The organism is Microbacterium sp. NPDC012755, assembly GCF_042901325.1.
In the GTDB taxonomy this organism is placed as follows: domain Bacteria; phylum Actinomycetota; class Actinomycetes; order Actinomycetales; family Microbacteriaceae; genus Microbacterium; species Microbacterium natoriense.
Genome location: NZ_JBIBCT010000001.1, coordinates 2,373,751 through 2,390,985, shown reverse-complemented (window position 1 = coordinate 2,390,985; position 17,235 = coordinate 2,373,751). Strand labels below are relative to the sequence as shown.

At 70.0% G+C, this 17,235-nt stretch carries 13 protein-coding genes and 1 riboswitch; of the genes, 4 read left to right on the top strand and 9 right to left on the bottom strand.

The features are described 5' to 3' along the window. Positions 1–62 precede the first annotated feature (62 nt). The 3 genes from ACFY5A_RS11035 to ACFY5A_RS11025 all read right to left on the bottom strand — a co-directional run bounded on the left by ACFY5A_RS11035 (position 63) and on the right by ACFY5A_RS11025 (position 5,205). Positions 63–1,490, bottom strand: a complete 1,428-nt coding sequence (locus ACFY5A_RS11035) for an APC family permease (RefSeq protein ID WP_341939819.1) — start codon at positions 1,488–1,490, stop codon at positions 63–65. A 164-nt stretch (positions 1,491–1,654) separates the two neighbouring features. Continuing rightward, positions 1,655–4,603, bottom strand: a complete 2,949-nt coding sequence (locus ACFY5A_RS11030; RefSeq protein WP_387233957.1) for an aminotransferase — start codon at positions 4,601–4,603, stop codon at positions 1,655–1,657. Continuing rightward, on the bottom strand, positions 4,600–5,205 hold the full coding sequence (locus ACFY5A_RS11025) for a gamma carbonic anhydrase family protein (RefSeq protein WP_387233954.1): 606 nt from the start codon (positions 5,203–5,205) through the stop codon (positions 4,600–4,602). The genes ACFY5A_RS11030 and ACFY5A_RS11025 overlap by 4 nt, the downstream gene beginning before the upstream one ends. A gap of 246 nt (positions 5,206–5,451) precedes the next feature. Between ACFY5A_RS11025 and ACFY5A_RS11020 the strand changes: the two genes are divergently transcribed. Next, positions 5,452–5,973 carry a hypothetical protein gene (locus tag ACFY5A_RS11020; protein ID WP_387233951.1) on the top strand — a complete coding sequence of 174 codons (522 nt, stop codon included), beginning with the start codon at positions 5,452–5,454 and terminating at the stop codon, positions 5,971–5,973. Positions 5,974–5,976: 3 nt separating this feature from the next. On the opposite strand, the gene ACFY5A_RS11015 is transcribed toward ACFY5A_RS11020, so the two are convergent. Both ACFY5A_RS11015 and mfd read right to left on the bottom strand, forming a co-directional pair. Beyond that, positions 5,977–6,360, bottom strand: coding sequence for a hypothetical protein (locus ACFY5A_RS11015; RefSeq protein ID WP_387233948.1), 384 nt, complete (start codon positions 6,358–6,360; stop codon positions 5,977–5,979). A 1-nt stretch (position 6,361) separates the two neighbouring features. Then, a complete protein-coding gene (mfd, locus tag ACFY5A_RS11010; RefSeq protein ID WP_387233945.1) occupies positions 6,362–9,934 on the bottom strand; it encodes a transcription-repair coupling factor in 3,573 nt (1,190 codons plus the stop codon). Positions 9,935–9,989: 55 nt separating this feature from the next. On the opposite strand from mfd, the gene ACFY5A_RS11005 reads away from it, so the two are divergent. Next, positions 9,990–10,553, top strand: a complete 564-nt coding sequence (locus ACFY5A_RS11005; RefSeq protein WP_387233942.1) for a GNAT family N-acetyltransferase — start codon at positions 9,990–9,992, stop codon at positions 10,551–10,553. A 67-nt stretch (positions 10,554–10,620) separates the two neighbouring features. Here the strand turns inward: ACFY5A_RS11005 and ACFY5A_RS11000 are convergent, their stop codons facing one another. The 4 genes from ACFY5A_RS11000 to ACFY5A_RS10985 all read right to left on the bottom strand — a co-directional run bounded on the left by ACFY5A_RS11000 (position 10,621) and on the right by ACFY5A_RS10985 (position 15,336). Next, on the bottom strand, positions 10,621–11,802 hold the full coding sequence (locus ACFY5A_RS11000) for a lipid-transfer protein (protein WP_387233939.1): 1,182 nt from the start codon (positions 11,800–11,802) through the stop codon (positions 10,621–10,623). Next, positions 11,799–13,253, bottom strand: coding sequence for an AMP-binding protein (locus ACFY5A_RS10995; protein ID WP_341939826.1), 1,455 nt, complete (start codon positions 13,251–13,253; stop codon positions 11,799–11,801). Before ACFY5A_RS10995 ends, ACFY5A_RS11000 begins: the two co-directional genes overlap by 4 nt. Before the next feature lie 153 nt (positions 13,254–13,406). Continuing rightward, entirely contained in the window at positions 13,407–14,525 is a 1,119-nt protein-coding gene (locus tag ACFY5A_RS10990) for a DUF5938 domain-containing protein (protein WP_387233935.1), read from the bottom strand. A 10-nt stretch (positions 14,526–14,535) separates the two neighbouring features. After that, the gene (locus ACFY5A_RS10985; protein ID WP_344011635.1) at positions 14,536–15,336 is read right to left on the bottom strand and encodes an SDR family oxidoreductase; all 801 of its coding nucleotides are present in this window, start codon (positions 15,334–15,336) and stop codon (positions 14,536–14,538) included. A gap of 152 nt (positions 15,337–15,488) precedes the next feature. Between ACFY5A_RS10985 and ACFY5A_RS10980 the strand changes: the two genes are divergently transcribed. Beyond that, positions 15,489–16,103 carry a TetR/AcrR family transcriptional regulator gene (locus ACFY5A_RS10980; RefSeq protein WP_105676163.1) on the top strand — a complete coding sequence of 205 codons (615 nt, stop codon included), beginning with the start codon at positions 15,489–15,491 and terminating at the stop codon, positions 16,101–16,103. Positions 16,104–16,149: 46 nt separating this feature from the next. Next, the gene (locus ACFY5A_RS10975; RefSeq protein ID WP_223586796.1) at positions 16,150–17,013 is read left to right on the top strand and encodes an Fpg/Nei family DNA glycosylase; all 864 of its coding nucleotides are present in this window, start codon (positions 16,150–16,152) and stop codon (positions 17,011–17,013) included. A 67-nt stretch (positions 17,014–17,080) separates the two neighbouring features. Further along, positions 17,081–17,224, top strand: a riboswitch (FMN riboswitch). Positions 17,225–17,235: the final 11 nt, after the last annotated feature.

The window sequence follows — 17,235 nt, the reverse complement described above, 5'->3', positions numbered from 1 at the left end:
CGACGAGAAGAAGGCCGCCTCCCGCGTGAGCGAGGGGCGGCCTTCTTCATGAACGGATGCCGTCAGCTCTCGTCGACCGGCACCTTGACGACCTTGTTGTAGCCCGTCACGGCCTGGTTCTCGTCGAACGCGACGACCTTCTTGCGGAATCCCCTCGTGATGACGGCGAGGTAGATCACGCCGAGCACCGTCCAGACGAGCCCGCCGCGCAGCGCATCCTCGTGCAGGTTCGCCCACAGGAGGCCGGTGAGCACCATGCCGATCGCGGGCATCACGATGTAGTTGAAGATGTCGCCCGGCGTCTTCCGACGGCCCTTGCGGATCGCGAACCAGGCGATCACCGAGATGTTCACGAAGGTGAACGCGATCAGCGCACCGAAGTTGATCCACGCGGCGATCAGCTCGAGGGTGAAGGGGATGGCGAGCAGGCAGATCGCGCCGACGAGCACGATGTTGAAGGTCGGCGTGTGCGTGCGCGGGTTGATGTATCCGAAGAAGCGCTGTGGGAGGACGTTGTTGCGTCCCATCACGAGCAGCATGCGGGAGACAGACGCGTGCGATGCGAGACCCGAGGCGAGCGTGGCCGCGAAGCCCGCCGCCGTCAGGACCGCCATCAGGACGTCGCCGCCGACGAGCTTGCCGATGATCGGCAGCGTCGAGTCCTCGACGTACTGCATGTCGCCACCAGGGGCGAACTCGTTCCAGTCGGGGAAGCGCAGCTGCGTGACGTACGAGGCGACGAGGAAGATCGCACCGCCGAGCAGCACGGTGAGCAGGATCGCCTTCGGCATGATCTTGGGATCCTTCGCCTCCTCCGCGTACATCGTCACCGCGTCGAAGCCGATGAACGAGAAGCACACGATCGTGGCGCCCATGAGCACCGCGCCCATCGTGACGCCGTCGTGGATGAACGGCGCGGCCGAGGCGATGGTGGCGGCGCCCTCACCGCGCATGAGCTGTGCGACGACCATCACGACGAACACGGCCATGACGATGATCGAGAACACCAGCAGGATCATGTTCGCGTTCGAGGTGCCGCGCATCGTCATGTAGATGACCGAGGTGACCAGGATGCAGTAGAGCACGACCCAGATCCAGCCCGGGATGTCGGGGAAGAGCGCCTCGAGGTAGCTGCGGAGGATGAGGCAGTTCACCATCGGCAGCAGGACGTAGTCGATCAGCGAGGTCCAGCCGACCATGAAGCCGAGGTTCGGGTGGATCGATTCGCGCACGTAGGTGTACGCCGACCCGGCGCTCGGGATCGCGCTGGAGATCTTGCCGTAGCTGATCGCCGTGAAGACCATCACCACCAGGGCGACGAGGTACGCCGCGGGCACCACATCGTTCGTGTCGCGGGCGACCATACCGAACGTGTCGAAGACGACGGTGGGCGTCATGTAGCCGAGTCCGAGTCCGACGATCGCCCACAGGCCGAGGTTCCGCTTCAGGGTGCCACCGCCCTGGGCGAGCGGCTTGGTCTTTGTCGCCATATGTTCACTCCTTAGGGAACAACGCAAGGGGTCGGAGTCCGGGTCGTCCGACGTTGAGGATCAGTATGTACCCATCCATTCCTCAGCGCGACCCCTAGAACTGATTCGAAACACGCAGTTAACATGACGGAACGGCACGGGATTCGAAGGGGGCGAGTCAGCGACTACCAGCCTTCGCGCAGCACCCTGTCCAGCATCCGGACCACATGGTCGGCGCTCGCGGCCGTCAGACACAGAGGCGGCTTGATCTTGAGGACGTTCGAGCGCTCCGAGGTCGTGAGCACGATCACGCCCAGCTCGCGGAGCCGCTCGCAGATCGCGGCGGCCTCCGCGGCGGCGGGCTCCATCGTCTCCCGGTCGCGGACCAGCTCGACCCCGAGATAGAGCCCCTCCCCGTGCACCGGTCCGACGAGCGGATGCCGGTCGCCGAGGTCGCTGAGCGCCGAGGCGAGCCGCTCCCCGATCTCCAGGGCGTTGCGCTGCAGATCGTCTTCGACCATCGCGTCGAGCACGGCGATGCCGACCCGACAGCTCAGCGTGCTGCCGCCGGCGGAGGAGAAGAACTGCCCCTGCGCGGCCAGGGCGTCGGCGATCGCAGCGGAGGTGATCACCCCGCCGATCGGGAACCCGTTGCCCATGGGCTTGGCGATCGTGACGATGTCAGGGAGCACGCCGGAGCGTTCGAACCCCCAGAAATGGCGACCCGTGCGGCCGAATCCGACCTGCACCTCATCGGCGATGCACAGACCGCCGGCGGCGCGGACGAGTTCGTAGGCGCCGGCCAGATACCCGTCAGGCAGGAGCACCCCTCCCGCATTGCCGAGGATCGACTCGCACACGAACCCCGCGACGTCCCTCCCCTCGGCGGCGAGCATCTCGATGTCGGCGGCGAGATCCGCGAGATAGCGTTCGGCCGTGCCGTCGCCGCGGTAGGTGCCGCGGAAGACGTTCGGCACGTCGGCGACGTGCACCCACTCCGGGCGGGTGCCGACGGCATCCGGGTTGTCGTATGCGCTCGTCGTCACGGCATCGCTGGCCATGGTCCAGCCGTGATACGCCTCGCGCAGCGCCACGATCGACCGCCGACCCGTCGCGGCCTGAGCCAGGCGCAGCGCGAGGTCGACCGCCTCCGACCCGCTGTTCACCAGCAGGACCGTGTCGAGCCCGCTCCCCTGCGGCATGAGCGCGAGCAGTCTCTCGCTGTACTCGGCGAGCTCGCGGAACAGGAAGCGCGAGTTCGTGCCGAGCGTGCGCAGCTGCCTGTTCGCCGCCTCGGCGACGCGCGGATGACCGTGCCCGAGTCCCGCCACGTTGTTCACCATGTCGATGTAGGCGCGGCCCGTGGTGTCGACCAGGTGGTGCCGCCATCCGCGTTCAATCTGCGGAGGGTGCTCGTAATAGCGCTCCTGGGCACTGGCGAACAGTCGTTCCCTGCGGCGCAGCTCGGCGGCGGACTCGTCGTGCTGCACGAGAGACGCGAGCCCGAGCAGCGGGGCGGGGTCGGCGGTGAGACGGCTCCATGCCGCGACGCGGTCGGGAGCGACGAGCGCGGCTCCCGCCGAGGCCTCGGGTGGAAGCTCCGGCGCATCCTCGCGCCGCGCGCCGATCACGATCGTTCGCGCATCATCGGAGGCCGCGAGCGCGCCGATGCGCTCCCCCGCCCGCACCTCGCGAGGCACGAGCCCGTCGATCCGCACGCCTCGGATGCCGAGCACCCATCCGTCTTCGAGCACGATCTGCGCACCGCCCTCGTGCGCATGGAGCCTGCCGCCGAGCGGCGCGGCGAGGGCGAGCTCCGCCCCGGCCGCGACGTGGACCTCGGTCTCGACCGGCCAGGTCGCGGCGGCATCCGCCCTGTCGATCTCGGTGCGGGTCAGGCGGAACACTCCGTACGGGAGCACCGCGGCCGACGCCCCCGATGCGAACGCCGCGGCGGCGAGAGCGGCCTCGGCATCCGGATCGAGCCAGAGTCCGGACTCCAGCTCCGCCGACTCCACTCCGGGGTCGAGCACGACCACAGGACCGGAGAGCTCGGGGAGCAGCGACGCGAGCGGAGCCGCATCCGTCGCCGCCTCGAACCGCGGTGCATCGAACCCCAGGCGCGCCCGCACGTGCTCCACGACCTCCCGCAGCGGGATGAGGGTCGCGGCGTCGAAGATCGCCTGCTCGCCCGCGATGCGCTCCCTCGCGTAGTCGTTGTCTCCGTCGATCTCGAGCTGACGCCACCCGCTGGCGACGAGCAGGCACGCACGGAGCACGACGAGCGGCCACACGGCACGCGCCTCTTCGTCTGTGAGCGGAGCACGGTCGTGGAACGCCGCGATCGTGTCGAGCACCCGCAGCGGACGGTCCGGCTCGTGATGCAGCATCGACGACGCGCACACGGCGAGCTCCGCGACCCTCCAGCCGAGAGCGAGGTCGCCGAGATCGAGGACGGTGCCCGGGTGCAGGCGCGAATCCGTGCCGCGGGTCCCCGTGACGTTGTCGTCGGTGAGGTCGCCGTGGATCGGCTGCACAGGGAGCGCGGGCCCGAGATCGGCGACGACGGCCTGCGCCTCGTCGGCGGCCGCGCGGACCCGAGCGCGGAGCTCCGGGTCGGTGATCGACGACTCCAGCGCGACGGTCTCCGCATAGGCGACGCGCATGTCCCACATGTGCGCCCTGTCGAGGCCGGGATGCCGGAGAGCGGAGAGGGCCGTCACGGAGGCCGCGGCCAGCGCCCCGAATTCGGCCAGCACGACCGGAGCGAAATACCCCGCATCGACCATCGGCTCGCCCGCGGCGAACTCGCTGCGGCGCACCGCGAAGCCCCGCCAGCGCTGCGTGAGCTCGCCGTCGAGCCCTGGCAGCACGGCGGGCACCGAGACGCCGACGCGACGGTAGGCGTCCAGCGCCGCGTGCTGCGCGTCCCGCGCCTCGTCGCCGAAGACCGGGTTGTCGACGCGGAGCACGCTGCGCGCCCCTCCGGCCTCGGTCAGCACGAAGTTGCGGTCCTGATTGCTGCCGAGCTCGCTCGCCGTCGCGTCGAGGCCGTAGCACTCGCGCGCGATCGTCGCGGCATCCTGCTCTGTGACGGCGGGCCTGACCAGGCCTCCGCCCTGTTCCGCGCTCATGCGTCGCGGACCTCGGTGTCGTGCGCGTGCCGCGCGAGGGAGCTGCCGTAGCGCTCCGTGAGCTGCACCATGAGATCGGGGGTGTCGCGGTCGACCCCGAACACGTGACCGGGGAAGTCCAGCTCGGGCTGGGCGGCGGCGATCTCCGCCTCGCGGTCGGGCGAGAGCAGCTGGACCGGATCGCCCACCGCGACCCAGCCGATCGGGACGACGGCGCCCGCGGGGAGGACCGCCCTGCGGTGCACGATCGCGTTGACGCGCACCTCGCAGCGGTCGCCGATCAGCGCGCCGTTGAAGATGCGGGCCCCCGAGGCGAGGAAGACCTCCTCGCCCACCGTGGCGCCGGCGATGCTCGCGAGCGTGCCGACGAGTGTGTGCGCCCCGATGTGCACCGCGTTCGCGGCGGTCGCCCTGATGAGCGCGTTCTCCATCACGATCACGTGCTCGCCGAGCGTGATCGGGCCGCCCTCCGCGGTGATCACGGCTCCGTGCAGCACTTGGCAGTTCGGGCCGATCTCGACGTCTCCGGAGATCACGGCTGTGGGAGCGACGACGGCGGTGTCATGGATCCGGGGCCGAGCCCCGAGGTGCTCGTACAACATGCCGCCAGACTAGTGCGACGGACGGACGGGCGTGCACGATTCCCCCGCAACCGGGGTGCGGCAGGTGGGTCTCGCCTCGCTCCCCCGAGCACGGCTTCGGAGCGGCAGATCGACACCCCGTCGGCATCCCGCTCGTCCTCGGCGTGTCGCGCCCCTCCTCCGAAGTTGTGCTCCGCCGGATCCCAGGCGGGGGTGTCGGTGCGGAACTCCGACGTCATCTGCGCCGACCACGACTACGCTCGGGGCATGGTCGACGTCCCCTACCGTGCGCTGCCGGCAGCGCGGGATGCGGTGCGGCTCGCATCCGCCGCCGGCATCGTGCTCGGCGCTGCCGTGCTGACGGGATGCTTCCCCTCCCCGACTCCGCCTGCACCGACCCCGACTCCGTCCCCGTCGTCCGTCGTCGTCGTCGACGAGTACGCGTCCTACTACGACGAGCTCTCCCCAGCCGTGGCCCTGGTCGCTCCTGCGTCGATGTGGGGAAGCTTCGGCCCGGAGGATGCGACCCAGCCGGCCTTCTGGATGGATCAGAGCCAGCCACCAGGAGATCTCACCGTGGTTCTGGAGTGCGTCGGCGCAGAGACTCTCGATCTGCGCTTCGCCGAAGGAGATGCCCCGCCCAGCCACACCACGCCGTCTCTGCTGGAGGTGAGCTGCCCCTCGACGACGATCACGCAGGTGACGACGGTGGGAGAGGGGTTCGCGGTGGAGGTCGACAGCCACGGGCAGACGGGAGCCTTCCGGGTCAGCGTCGCACCGGCAGGGTGACGACTACTCCCGCGGCGACCCCACGCGAGGCCGCATCATCGCCGCGACGACGGCGGCGACGACCGCGGGCAGGAAGGCGAACCCCACGGTGGGTGCGCCGAGGAAGGCGACACCGAGGAGCAGCCCCGCCGAGACGAGACTCACGACCGGCCACCACCTCCCGCGGACCAGGGCAGGGACCAGCGCGATGACGACCGGGACCGCCACGACGAGCAGCATGATCGGACCGTTGTACTGCCAGATGCTCAGGGTGCTGGTGCTCTCGTTCCCCGCGGAGTCCGTGCGCACCACGGTGTAGCTGGGCAGGAAGAGCACGAGCGCCCCGGCGACGGCCGCCAGCACCGTCGACAGCACCTGCAGCGCGCGCTTGATGCTCAGCCGCCCCACGTCAGTCCCGCTGACCGGCCGCGACCGGCTCGGGGAAGAGCGCGGTGAACAGCTGCGCCACCCACTCCAGCAGGGCCTTGTCGGCGAGCGGCTCCAGGCCGACGCCGACGGCAGCGGGCACGGTCGGCATCGGCACGACCAGCGCTTCTCCCCCGCCGACGAGCTTCGCCTTCGGGTAGAGCCGCTGCATCCGCACCTTGATCGAGTCCTCGAAGCGCGCCGGGGCGATCCGCAGGTTCGACCCCATCGTGACGACATCCGTCAGCCCGGCCCTCGCGGCGCGACGGCGCAGGCGGGCGATGGCGATCAGCCCCTCGACCTCCTCTGGCAGAGTTCCGTAGCGGTCGGTGAGCTCGGCGATGACGAGGTCGATCGCCTCGTCCTTGGCCGTCGCGGCCGAAGCCGCCGAGAGCTTCTGATACGCCTCCAGGCGCAGTCGCTCGCTGTCGATGTAGAACTCGGGGATCCGCGCGTCGAGCGGGAGCTCGAGCCGCAGCTCCTGCCCGCTCTCGACCTCCTCGCCGCGGAACGTGGACACGGCCTCGCCGATCATGCGCAGGTACAGATCGAAGCCGACGCCCGCGATGTGACCTGCCTGCTCCGCGCCGAGCATGTTGCCCGCGCCCCGCAGCTCCAGGTCCTTGAGGGCGACCTGCATGCCGGAGCCGAGGTCGTTGTTCACGGCGATGGTCTGCAGCCGGTCGGCCGCCGTCTCGGACAGCGGCTTCATGTCGTCGTAGAGGAAGTACGCGTAGGCGCGTTCGCGTCCGCGGCCGACGCGTCCGCGGAGCTGGTGCAGCTGGCTCAGACCGTACTTGTCGGCGCGGTCGATGATGATCGTGTTGGCGTTGGAGATGTCGAGCCCGGTCTCGATGATCGTCGTCGAGACGAGCACGTCGAACTTGCGCTCCCAGAAGTCGTCGACGACCTGCTCCAGCTGGTGCTCCCCCATCTGACCGTGCGCCACGGCGATGCGGGCCTCCGGCACGAGCTCGGCGAGCTCCGCCGCGACGCGCTGGATCGACTGCACCCGGTTGTGCACGAAGAACACCTGCCCCTCGCGGAGGATCTCCCTGCGGATCGCGGCCGCCATCTGCTTGTCGCTGCGGGGTCCGACGAAGGAGAGGATCGGATGCCGGTCCTCGGGCGGCGTCGCGAGAGTGGACATCTCGCGGATGCCGGTGACGGCCATCTCGAGCGTGCGCGGGATCGGCGTGGCGCTCATCGCGAGGATGTCGACGTTCGTCTTCATCTTCTTCAGCGCGTCCTTGTGCTCGACGCCGAAGCGCTGCTCCTCGTCGATGATCATCAGACCGAGGTCCTTGAACATCACCTGGTCGGTGAGGATGCGGTGCGTGCCGATGACCATGTCGACGGTGCCGTCGAGGAGGCCGTCGAGCGTGAGCCGGGCCTCATTGTCGGTCTGGAACCGCGACAGCGGACGCACCTTGACCGGGAATCCGGCGAAGCGCTCGGTGAACGTCTCCAGGTGCTGCTTGACCAGCAGGGTCGTCGGCACGAGCATGGCGACCTGCTTGCCGTCCTGGATCGCCTTGAACGCCGCACGCACCGCGACCTCGGTCTTGCCGAAGCCGACGTCGCCCGACAGCAGCCGGTCCATCGGGATGGGCCGCTCCATGTCGGCCTTGATCTCGTCGATCGTCTGCAGCTGGTCAGGAGTCTCCGCGAACGGGAACGCCTCCTCCAGCTCACGCTGCCAGGGCGTGTCGGGGCCGAACGCGTGTCCCTTGGCCCCCATGCGCGCCGAGTACAGTTTGACGAGCTCGACCGCGATGTCGCGCACGGCCTTGCGCGCCTTGCCCTTCGCCGCAGCCCAGTCGCTGCCGCCCATCTTCGACAGCGTCGGGGCCTCGCCGCCGACGTATTTCGAGAGCGAGTCGAGCTGGTCGGTCGGGACGAAGAGCTTATCGCCAGGGTAGCCGCGCTTGGACGGCGAGTACTCCAGCACGAGGTAGTCGCGCACCGACTTCGTGGCGTTGCGGCCTCCGGTGGAGACCTCCCGCTGCGTCATCTCCACGAAGCGGCCGATGCCGTGGGTCGAGTGCACGACGAAGTCGCCCGGCTTGAGCTGCAGCGGATCGACGACGTTCTTGCGCCGCGAGGCGAGCTTCTTGACGACGCGCTGGTCGCCGCCGATGGTGCGGCCGTAGAACTCGTTGTCCGTGAGGACGGCGAGCTTCGCCTCCGGCACCTGGAACCCGGCCTCCACCGACCCCGTGACGAGGGTCGCGACCCCTCCGTCGGGCAGGCCGGTGAGGGAGTCGACGACGCGGGCGGCGATGCCGCGGTCGGAGAGCACGTCGCGTGCGCGGTCGACGAGACCGGCGCCGGTCGCGATGACGACCACGCGCCACCCTTCCGAGACCCGGGCGTCGACGAAGGAGATCGCACCGTCGACGTTGCCGTGGAAGGACGGGATCACCACGGCATCCGCGGTGTCGACGTCGGCGTCGCCGATCGAGAACGGGCTCAGCCGCCACAGGACGCCGCCGCGGTCGCGCACGACCTCGCGGAGCTCGGCGATGGTGAGGAAGTCGCCCGCGCCCAGGTCGATGGGGGCGGAGGCGCCGGAGGTCGCCGCACTCCACGCGGCATCGAGGAATTCGCGGTTGGTGTCGCCGAGCGTGATCGCGCGTGCGGTCGAGCGCTCCGGGTCGATGATCGCCGTCACACTGCCCTCCGGCAGATACTCGACCAGCGACTTGAGCGGACCCGCGACAGCGGGCAGCAGCGACTCCATGCCCTCGACGGGGATGCCCTCGGCCATCTTCTCGAGCATGCCCGCGATGGCGGGGAACGCATCCTTGAGCGCACGCGCGTTGTCACGCACGTCCTGCGTGAGGAGGAGCTCTCGGCTCGGCTGCAGGTCGACGAGATCGACGTCTCCCGGGAGTGAGCGCTGGTCGGCGACGGAGAACGCGCGGATCTGGTCGATCTCGTCGCCGAAGAATTCGACGCGGTACGGATGCTCGGAGATCGGCGGGAACACGTCGAGGATGCCGCCGCGCACGGCGAACTCTCCTCGGCGCGACACCATGTCGACGCGCGAGTAGGCACGCTCGACGAGCTGCGCCGCGACCGTGTCGAGCTCGTTGCCCCTGCTGCCGATCCTGAGCTCGAGGGGGGCGATCTCGCCGAGGTTGCCGGCGATCGGCTGGAGTGCCGCGCGCACGGAGGCGACGACGATCAGCGGGTGATCCCCCGTCCACTCGGCGATGCGGCGAAGGGCCTGGAGGCGCTGGCCCACCGTGTCGGGGCTGGGGCTCAGCCGCTCATGCGGCAGAGTCTCCCACGCGGGGAAGGTGAGCACCTCGGCGTCCGGCAGGTAGGCGCCGAGAGCGGCGGCCAGGCTCTCCGCACGACGCCCCGTGGGCACCACGGCGAGCGCCGCCGCCGTCTGGCCCGCCGCACGACGCTTCTCGAGCAGCCCGGCGAGCACCGGGGCGTCGAGTCCGTCGACGAGGCCGAGATCGGCGTCGGTCTGCGCCCAGCTGAGGGCGTCACGATACAGAGACGCCTCTTCCAAGGCGCGCAGAATCCCCGGAACAGTCACCGGACAAGCTTAGACCGGGGCCTCCGACATCGGGTCCGGCGCATAGGATGCCGGGATGGAACCGGTCACCCTCACCACCGATCGTCTCGTCCTGCGCACGCCCACGGAGGCGGATGCCGAGGCGATCGACCGCGCCTGCCAGGACCCGGAGATCCCACGCTGGACGACGGTGCCGAGCCCGTACACGCGCGAGCACGCGGACGGGTTCATCCGGATGATCGCCGACGGCTGGGCGGAGGAGACGGGCGCCGTGTGGGGCATCCGGGCGGACGACGCGTTCCTCGGCGTCATCAGCCTCGACGGATTCACGCCGCAGGTCGGCGGCGCGCACGCCGAACTCGGCTATTGGATGGCGCGGGAGGCCCGCGGTCGCGGATATCTGGTCGAGGCGGGTCGCGCCGTGGTCGAGTGGGGCTTCGCCGAGCTCGGACTCGCCCGCATCCAGTGGCAGGCGGTCGTCGGCAACATCCCCTCTGCACGTGCAGCCAGGGCGCTCGGGTTCCGCTACGAGGGCCTGCGCCGCCAGGCCCTGACCAGCCCGCGCGGGCGGGACGACGGCTGGACCGCCGGCCTCCTCCCCTCCGACGACCGCACACCCGTGCCCTGGCCGATCCTCTGACCCTGCCGGCCGTGAGGGGTCGCAGAATGCCGCATCTATGCCCCCGTATCCGGCAGATGCTGACCCCTCACGCTCCGGAGACCCGCTCGTACAGGGTGACGACGCACGCGCTGCCGAGGCCGAGGTTGTGCTGGAGCGCGAGAGTGACGTCGTCGACCTGGCGGTCACCGGCCGTGCCCCGGAGCTGCCACACCAGCTCTGCGCACTGCGCGAGTCCCGTGGCGCCGAGCGGATGCCCCTTCGAGAGCAGTCCGCCCGAGGGGTTCGTCACGACCTGTCCGCCATAGGTGTTCTGCCCGTCGAGGATGAAGCGCTCGCTCGTGCCCTCGGGCGTGAGGCGCAGCGCCTCGTAGGCGAGCACCTCGTTCGTCGTGAAGCAGTCGTGCAGCTCCACGACCCGCAGGTCGCGTGGATCGACGCCGGCCTCCTCGTAGACGGCATCCGCGGCGCGCTGCGCGATCGATGCTCCGACGAGCGCCATCGCGTCTCCGCCGAACGTGTCGGCTCTGTCGCTCGTCATCGCCTGGGCTCGGATGCGCACCGAGGCGTCGAGTCCGTGCGCCCGCGCGAACTCCTCGGTGCAGAGCACCGCCGCGGCCGCTCCGCAGGTCGGCGGGCAGCACTGCAGTCGTGTGAGAGGCCCGTACACGTGCGGGGAAGCGAGCACCTCCTCCACCGTGATCGGATCGCGGAACACCGCGTAGGGGTTCGCGGCGGCGTGCCGACGGGACTTGACCGTGACGTGCGCGAAGACGGCGGGATCCATCGCGTACCTCTCCGCGTACGCCGCCCCGGCGTCGCCGAAGAACTGCGCGGCCGGTGGCGCATCGGAGGCGCCGCGATGCGCCACCCGCGACTCGGTGAACCGCCACAGCGAGTCCGGGCGGTCGTCGTACATGCTGCCGATCGCGCCACGGGCCATCTGCTCGAACCCCACGACGAGCACGCAGTCGGCCGTGCCGGAGAGGATCGCCTGGCGCCCCAGCCACAGCGCGCTCGATCCGCTCGCGCAGTAGTTGTTGACGTTGAACACCGGGACCCCCGTCGTCCCCACCCCGTAGACGGCCGTCTGTCCGGCCGCCGTGTCGGCGTAGACGTACCCCGCGTACACCGCGTCCACGACGTCGAGTCCGATGCCGGCATCCGCCAGCGCCTCCCGGATCGCCCGCTCCCCCATCACGTCGTACGACGCGGTGCGCGAGGGCGTGACGAACGGGATCATCCCGACGCCGGCGACGACGACGCTCACGACGCGACCCGCAGTCCGCGGCGGAGCGCCGGCTTGTCGATCTTGCCGACCGGGTTCTTGGGGAGCTCGTCGAGGACGATGATGCGAGCGGGGCACTTGAACGACGCCAGGATGCTGCGCGCATGCGCGTCGAGCTCGTCGGGTGTGGCCGCGGCGTCCGCGCTCAGCGACACGAAGGCGACGGGGATCTCGCCCAGCACGGGGTCCGGTGCGCCGACGACGGCGGCCTCCCGCACGTCCGGATGCGTGTAGAGCGCGTTCTCGATCTCCTTGGGATAGAGGTTCTCTCCCCCTCGGATGATCATGTCCTTGATGCGGTCGACGATCTGCAGGTAGCCGTCCTCATCGAACCGGCCGAGGTCGCCGGTGCGCAGCCATCCGTCCACCACGGTCCGCTCGGTCTCCTCGGGACGCCCCAGGTACCCGGCCATGACGACGGGGCCGGAGACCACCACCTCGCCGACCTCGCCCGATGCCAGGTGCCGGCCGTCCTCTCCGATCACGGCGACGCGCTGGCCGGGCAGCGGAAGACCGACGGTTCCGGGCTTGCGGGTTCCGTGCAGTGGATTGATGGTCGAGGCGCAGGTCGTCTCGGAGAGCCCGTAGCCCTCCACGATCGTGACGTCGAACCGCTTCTCGAAGCGCTCGATCGACTCGGCCGGCATCGGCGCCGCGCCGCACACGGCGAAGCGCAGCGACGAGGTGTCCGGCCGCACGTCGTCGGGCAGAGAGGAGAGCAGCGCGTAGATCGCCGGCACGGCGGAGAAGTAGGTGGGGCGCAGCCGCTCGACGTCGGCGAAGAACCTGTCGCGTGAGAAGCGCCCGGTGATGCTGACCTGGCCCCCTGCGCGCAGCGGGGTCAGCGTGCCGAGCACGATGCCGTTCGCGTGGAACAGCGGGAGCACGAGGAGGCTGTGATCAGCGGCTCCGAGCTCGAACCACTCCACGAACGACGCGGTCATCGCGTCGAGGTTGGCGTGGGTGAGCATGACGCCCTTCGGGCTCCCGGTCGTTCCGCTCGTGTAGATGAGGAGCGCGAGATCGTCGGTCGTCGTCAGAGGATGCCCGAGGACGCGGTCCCCCGCTGCGAGCTCGTCGAGGAGGACGGAGGGTGCGCCGAGATCGCGCGTGCCGTCTTCCGCGACGACCAGCACCGCGCCGGCATCCGCGACCTGATACGCCGCCTCCGTCTGTCCGAGGACCGGATTGATCGGCGTGACCGCCGCTCCCAGTCGCCACGCGGCGAACAGCGCGACGATCAGCTCGACCCGGTTGGGCAGTGCCAGGGCGATGACGCTGCCGGCGCGAACACCGCGCGCGTGCAGCGCTCCAGCCGCGGCCTCGACCCTGGCGAGGAGGTCGGCGTTGCTGAGCTCGACGGCGTCGTCGCGCAGGCTGGGCGCTGCCGGGGCCTCGGCGGCGCGGACGGCGGGCAGTGCGGCGAAGTGCATGGGTGCTCCAGAGGGATCGAGGGTGCCTGCGGCGGGGGGGGGGCGCCGCGGGGGGGGGGGGGGCCCCGGGGGGGGGGGGGGGGCCCCGGGGGGGGGGGGGGGGGGGGGGGGGGGGGCGCCGCGCGGGGGGGGCGCGCCGCCCCTGTGGGGTGGTCACACCCGGGTGACCACGGGTTCGGCGACGAGGCCGAAGGCGCGGAGCTGCCCCAGCAGCTCGTGGTACCCGAACGCCTGGCACGCCGAGGCGAATCCGACCCGGCGGGGCGCCTCCTGGATCAGCGAGAACGCGGCGAAGGCCTGCAGCAGTCCGGTCTGCTTGTAGTTGCTGTTGCCGTGGATCACCACGTGCGACCGACCGAGCGGACCGGACGCGTGCACCGAGTCGACCGACCTGTTGTAGCGCGGGTTCTCACGCGGCGGCATGCTCGCCTGGAGGCCCGCGGCGATGTCGGCGAGCGCCTTCTCCTGCGCCTCCGGCTCGAGCGGCTTGATCTGCTCCTCGAACATCTGCACCGTCAATCCCACGTTCTCCATCACGGCGCGGTTGAGCACGCCGCCGAAGGAGCGGACGCTGGACACCCGCGGGTCGTGCTGGAACCAGATCGGATGCGACATCCCGCCCCACGGCACCGCGACGGCCTGCTCGTGGTAGCCGGGCACCGTCACGTCGAACCTCGAGAGGTGGTCCCACGCAACGAGCTGGTTCTGCTCGAGGTAGTACCAGTCGGCCTTGAGGATCGTGAAGATGGTCTGCGTCGACGCGAAGGTCGGCAGCCCCTTCCAGAACACGAGGATGTCGAGGGTGTCGTATCCCCCGGGCTCGAGGGCGATGTTGGCCGCGATCTCGCTCGTCGTGTACATGTGCGCGATGCCGGGAGACAGCAGCAGCCCCTTCGCGGCGAACTGCGCGCCCCATCGGTCGCGCGCGGCCATCACCCAGTCCTGCTCTCCGGTGGTGTCGGTGTAGTGCGCCCCGATCCGCAGGGCGGCCTCGACGACCTCCGGGCCGAACTTGATGAACGGTCCCACCGTGTTGCAGATCACCGTGGCGCCGTCGAATGCCTCCGCCAGCGCCGCGGCGTCGTTCTCGACGCCGACGATCTCGTAGTCGGCCGTCTCGATCCCCGGGATCTTCTCCACGACCTCGCGGACGCGTTCCGCATCACGCCCCGCGGCCACGAAGGGCACGCCGAGTTCGCGCAGGTACTCGCAGATCAACCGGCCCGTGTATCCGCTGACGCCGTAGACGACGACGGGCTTGTCCGTGCTCATGGTGTTCTCCTCACATCCCCATCGCGCCGTCGATCGACAGCGTCGTCCCGTTGACGAACGCCGAGTCCGAGGAGAGCAGGAACGCGATCCCCGCGGCGATGTCGTCCTCCGTCGCGAGGCGCCCCGATGGCGTCAGGCCGACCACGGCGGTCACGGCGTCCTGCGCCGAGGGGAACAGCCCCAGCCGTTCCATGTCCCCGGCCAGCTGCGCGCCCATCGCGTTGGGGACGAGCCCTGGGCAGACGGTGTTCACGCGCACGCCGTAGCCGAGACGGCCCGACTCCGCGGCGGCGACCTTGGTGAGCCGCTCGACGGCGGACTTGGATGCCGAGTACGCTGCGATGCCCGGGAAGGCGATGGTCGCCGCCACCGAGGCGATGTTCACGATCGCGCCGCCTGCTCCCGAACCGTCGTCCTGGCGCATGCTGCGGAAGGCGTGCTTGATGCCGAGCGCCGTACCCAGGACGTTCACGTCGAGGATCCTGCGCATGTTCGCGGCGTCGAGGTCGACGAAAAGGTCGGAGATCTCGATGCCCGCGTTGTTCACGAGGGCATCGAGTCCGCCGAGGGCGTCCAGCGCCTGCGCGGTGGCGGCGGTCCAGGACGCGTCATCCGTCACGTCGAGGGCCACGAACGTCGCCTGACGTCCGTCTGCCGTGAGCGCCGCGGCGGCTGCCGTGCCGGCCGACTCGTCGACATCGGCGAGGACGACGGCTGCTCCCCTCTCGGCGAGGACCTGCGCCGTGCGCAGCCCCAGCCCTCTCGCGCCGCCGGTGATCAGGGCACGTGTCCCCGTGAGATCAGTGGTCATGTCGATCCGTTCCTTTCGTCGTTGAAAGCGATGGGGACAGCAGATCAGAAATTTGGACACTTGACAAGGAAAATCTGGACATCTGCCCAAAAACGCGGATCAGCGCCCTCCGCAGGGCGTATGATCGCTTCACCGAGACCGGAGGAGGCGTGATGGGCGATGCGGCTGTGCGCGCGGAGCGGGCGGGGACCGACAAGTTCGCCGCGCGTCGACGCGAGCTGGCGGATGCCGCGCTGACGGCCATCGCCGAGCGCGGATTCGCCCGCACCGGCCTGCGCGATGTGGCCGCCCAGAGCGAGCTGTCGCACGGGCTGCTGCACTACTACTTCGAGGACAAGGACGATCTGATCGGCCAGGCGATCTGGCAGTACAAGTCGGAGTGCGCACGGCGCTACGACCCCATCGTCGAGTCGTCGAGGAGCGGAGCCGAACTCGCCGAGCGGTTCGGCGCAGAGATGGCGTCCACGCTGCGCGACGAAGCCGACATGCACCGGCTCTGGTACGACCTGCGCAATCAGGCCCTGTTCGACGCCGGCTTCCGCGACACCATCATCGCGATCGACGCGCTGCTCAGCGACATGGTGTGGGCCGTCGTCCAGCGCTTCTCCGAACTCGAGGGACGCGCGCCCGTCGTCGATCCGTCGTCGGCCTATGCGCTGTTCGACGGGATCTTCCTCAACGCGCTCATCGCCTATCTGCGCGGAGACCTGGATGCCGTCGAGCACCTGCGCGCCGCCAGCATCCGCCTGCTGCTGAGCGCCGTCTGAGCGTCGCCCCTAGCCGGATGTCGGATGCCGGTGTCAGGATGAGTCCATGCCGGAGATGCCCGAGGTCCAGGGACTGACGACGTTCCTCGCCGAGCGCGCCGTCGGGCGCACCATCACCCGCGCCACGGTGGCGGCGATCTCGGCGCTGAAGACCTACGATCCGCCCATCCACGCACTCCAGGGCGCGGAGATCACGGCGGCGTCCCGCCACGGCAAGTTCGTCGTGCTGACGTGCCGCGACGACCTGCACCTCGCATTCCACCTCGCCAAGGCCGGGTGGCTGCGCTGGTACGACACGCTCCCCACCACGCTGATCAAGCCGGGCAAGTCGCCGATCGCGCTGCGCATCGCCCTCGACGACGGCAGCGGGTTCGATCTCACCGAGGCCGGCACCAAGAAGTCGCTCGCGGTCTACGTCGTGCGGGATCCGCAGGACGTCCCCGGCATCGCCCGTCTCGGGCCTGATCCGCTGGACCCGTCGTTCACGCGCGAGGTCTTCGCCGGCCTGCTCGCGGGGAAGCGGATGCAGATCAAGGGCCTCCTGCGCGATCAAGCCGTGATCGCCGGCATCGGCAACGCCTACTCCGACGAGATCCTGCACGCCGCGCGCATGTCTCCGTACGCGATCTCCGCGAAGCTCGACGACGACGAGATCGACCGGCTGTTCGCCGCGACGCACGCGACGCTGACGGATGCGGTGACCGCGGCCTCCGGCAAGCCCCCCGCCGATCTGAAGGATGCCAAGCGCCGCGGCATGCAGGTGCACGCCCGCCGCGGGGAGGCGTGCCCCGTGTGCGGCGACATCGTGCGGAGCGTGTTCTTCGCCGATCGCTCGATGGAGTACTGCCCGACGTGCCAGACGGGCGGCAAGCCGCTCGCCGATCGCCGCCTGTCGCGGCTGCTCAAGTAGCACCGCATTCCCTTTCATGTCGCGGAATGAATCTCTGTCAGACGCGTTGAGTACACTCAGAGCATCAACGTGCTCCGGGGTCGGTGTGAATCCGAACCGGCGGTGACAGTCCGCGAGCGTCTCGGTTCCACCGGGATGCCGATCCGGTGGAAATCCGGAACCGACGGTGATGCGAGAGTCATCTCGCTAGTCCGGAAGGGAGGCAGCACGGCGCGCTCGCGC

Excerpts from the sequence above, each read along its gene's own strand:
- ACFY5A_RS11035 (WP_341939819.1), bottom strand. The coding sequence starts at position 1,490 with ATGGCGACAAAGACCAAGCCGCTCGCCCAGGGCGGTGGCACCCTGAAG.
- ACFY5A_RS11030 (WP_387233957.1), bottom strand. The coding sequence starts at position 4,603 with ATGAGCGCGGAACAGGGCGGAGGCCTGGTCAGGCCCGCCGTCACAGAG.
- ACFY5A_RS11025 (WP_387233954.1), bottom strand. The coding sequence starts at position 5,205 with ATGTTGTACGAGCACCTCGGGGCTCGGCCCCGGATCCATGACACCGCC.
- ACFY5A_RS11020 (WP_387233951.1), top strand. The coding sequence starts at position 5,452 with ATGGTCGACGTCCCCTACCGTGCGCTGCCGGCAGCGCGGGATGCGGTG.
- ACFY5A_RS11005 (WP_387233942.1), top strand. The coding sequence starts at position 9,990 with ATGGAACCGGTCACCCTCACCACCGATCGTCTCGTCCTGCGCACGCCC.
- ACFY5A_RS10995 (WP_341939826.1), bottom strand. The coding sequence starts at position 13,253 with ATGCACTTCGCCGCACTGCCCGCCGTCCGCGCCGCCGAGGCCCCGGCA.
- ACFY5A_RS10990 (WP_387233935.1), bottom strand. The coding sequence starts at position 14,525 with ATGAGCACGGACAAGCCCGTCGTCGTCTACGGCGTCAGCGGATACACG.
- ACFY5A_RS10985 (WP_344011635.1), bottom strand. The coding sequence starts at position 15,336 with ATGACCACTGATCTCACGGGGACACGTGCCCTGATCACCGGCGGCGCG.
- ACFY5A_RS10980 (WP_105676163.1), top strand. The coding sequence starts at position 15,489 with ATGGGCGATGCGGCTGTGCGCGCGGAGCGGGCGGGGACCGACAAGTTC.
- ACFY5A_RS10975 (WP_223586796.1), top strand. The coding sequence starts at position 16,150 with ATGCCGGAGATGCCCGAGGTCCAGGGACTGACGACGTTCCTCGCCGAG.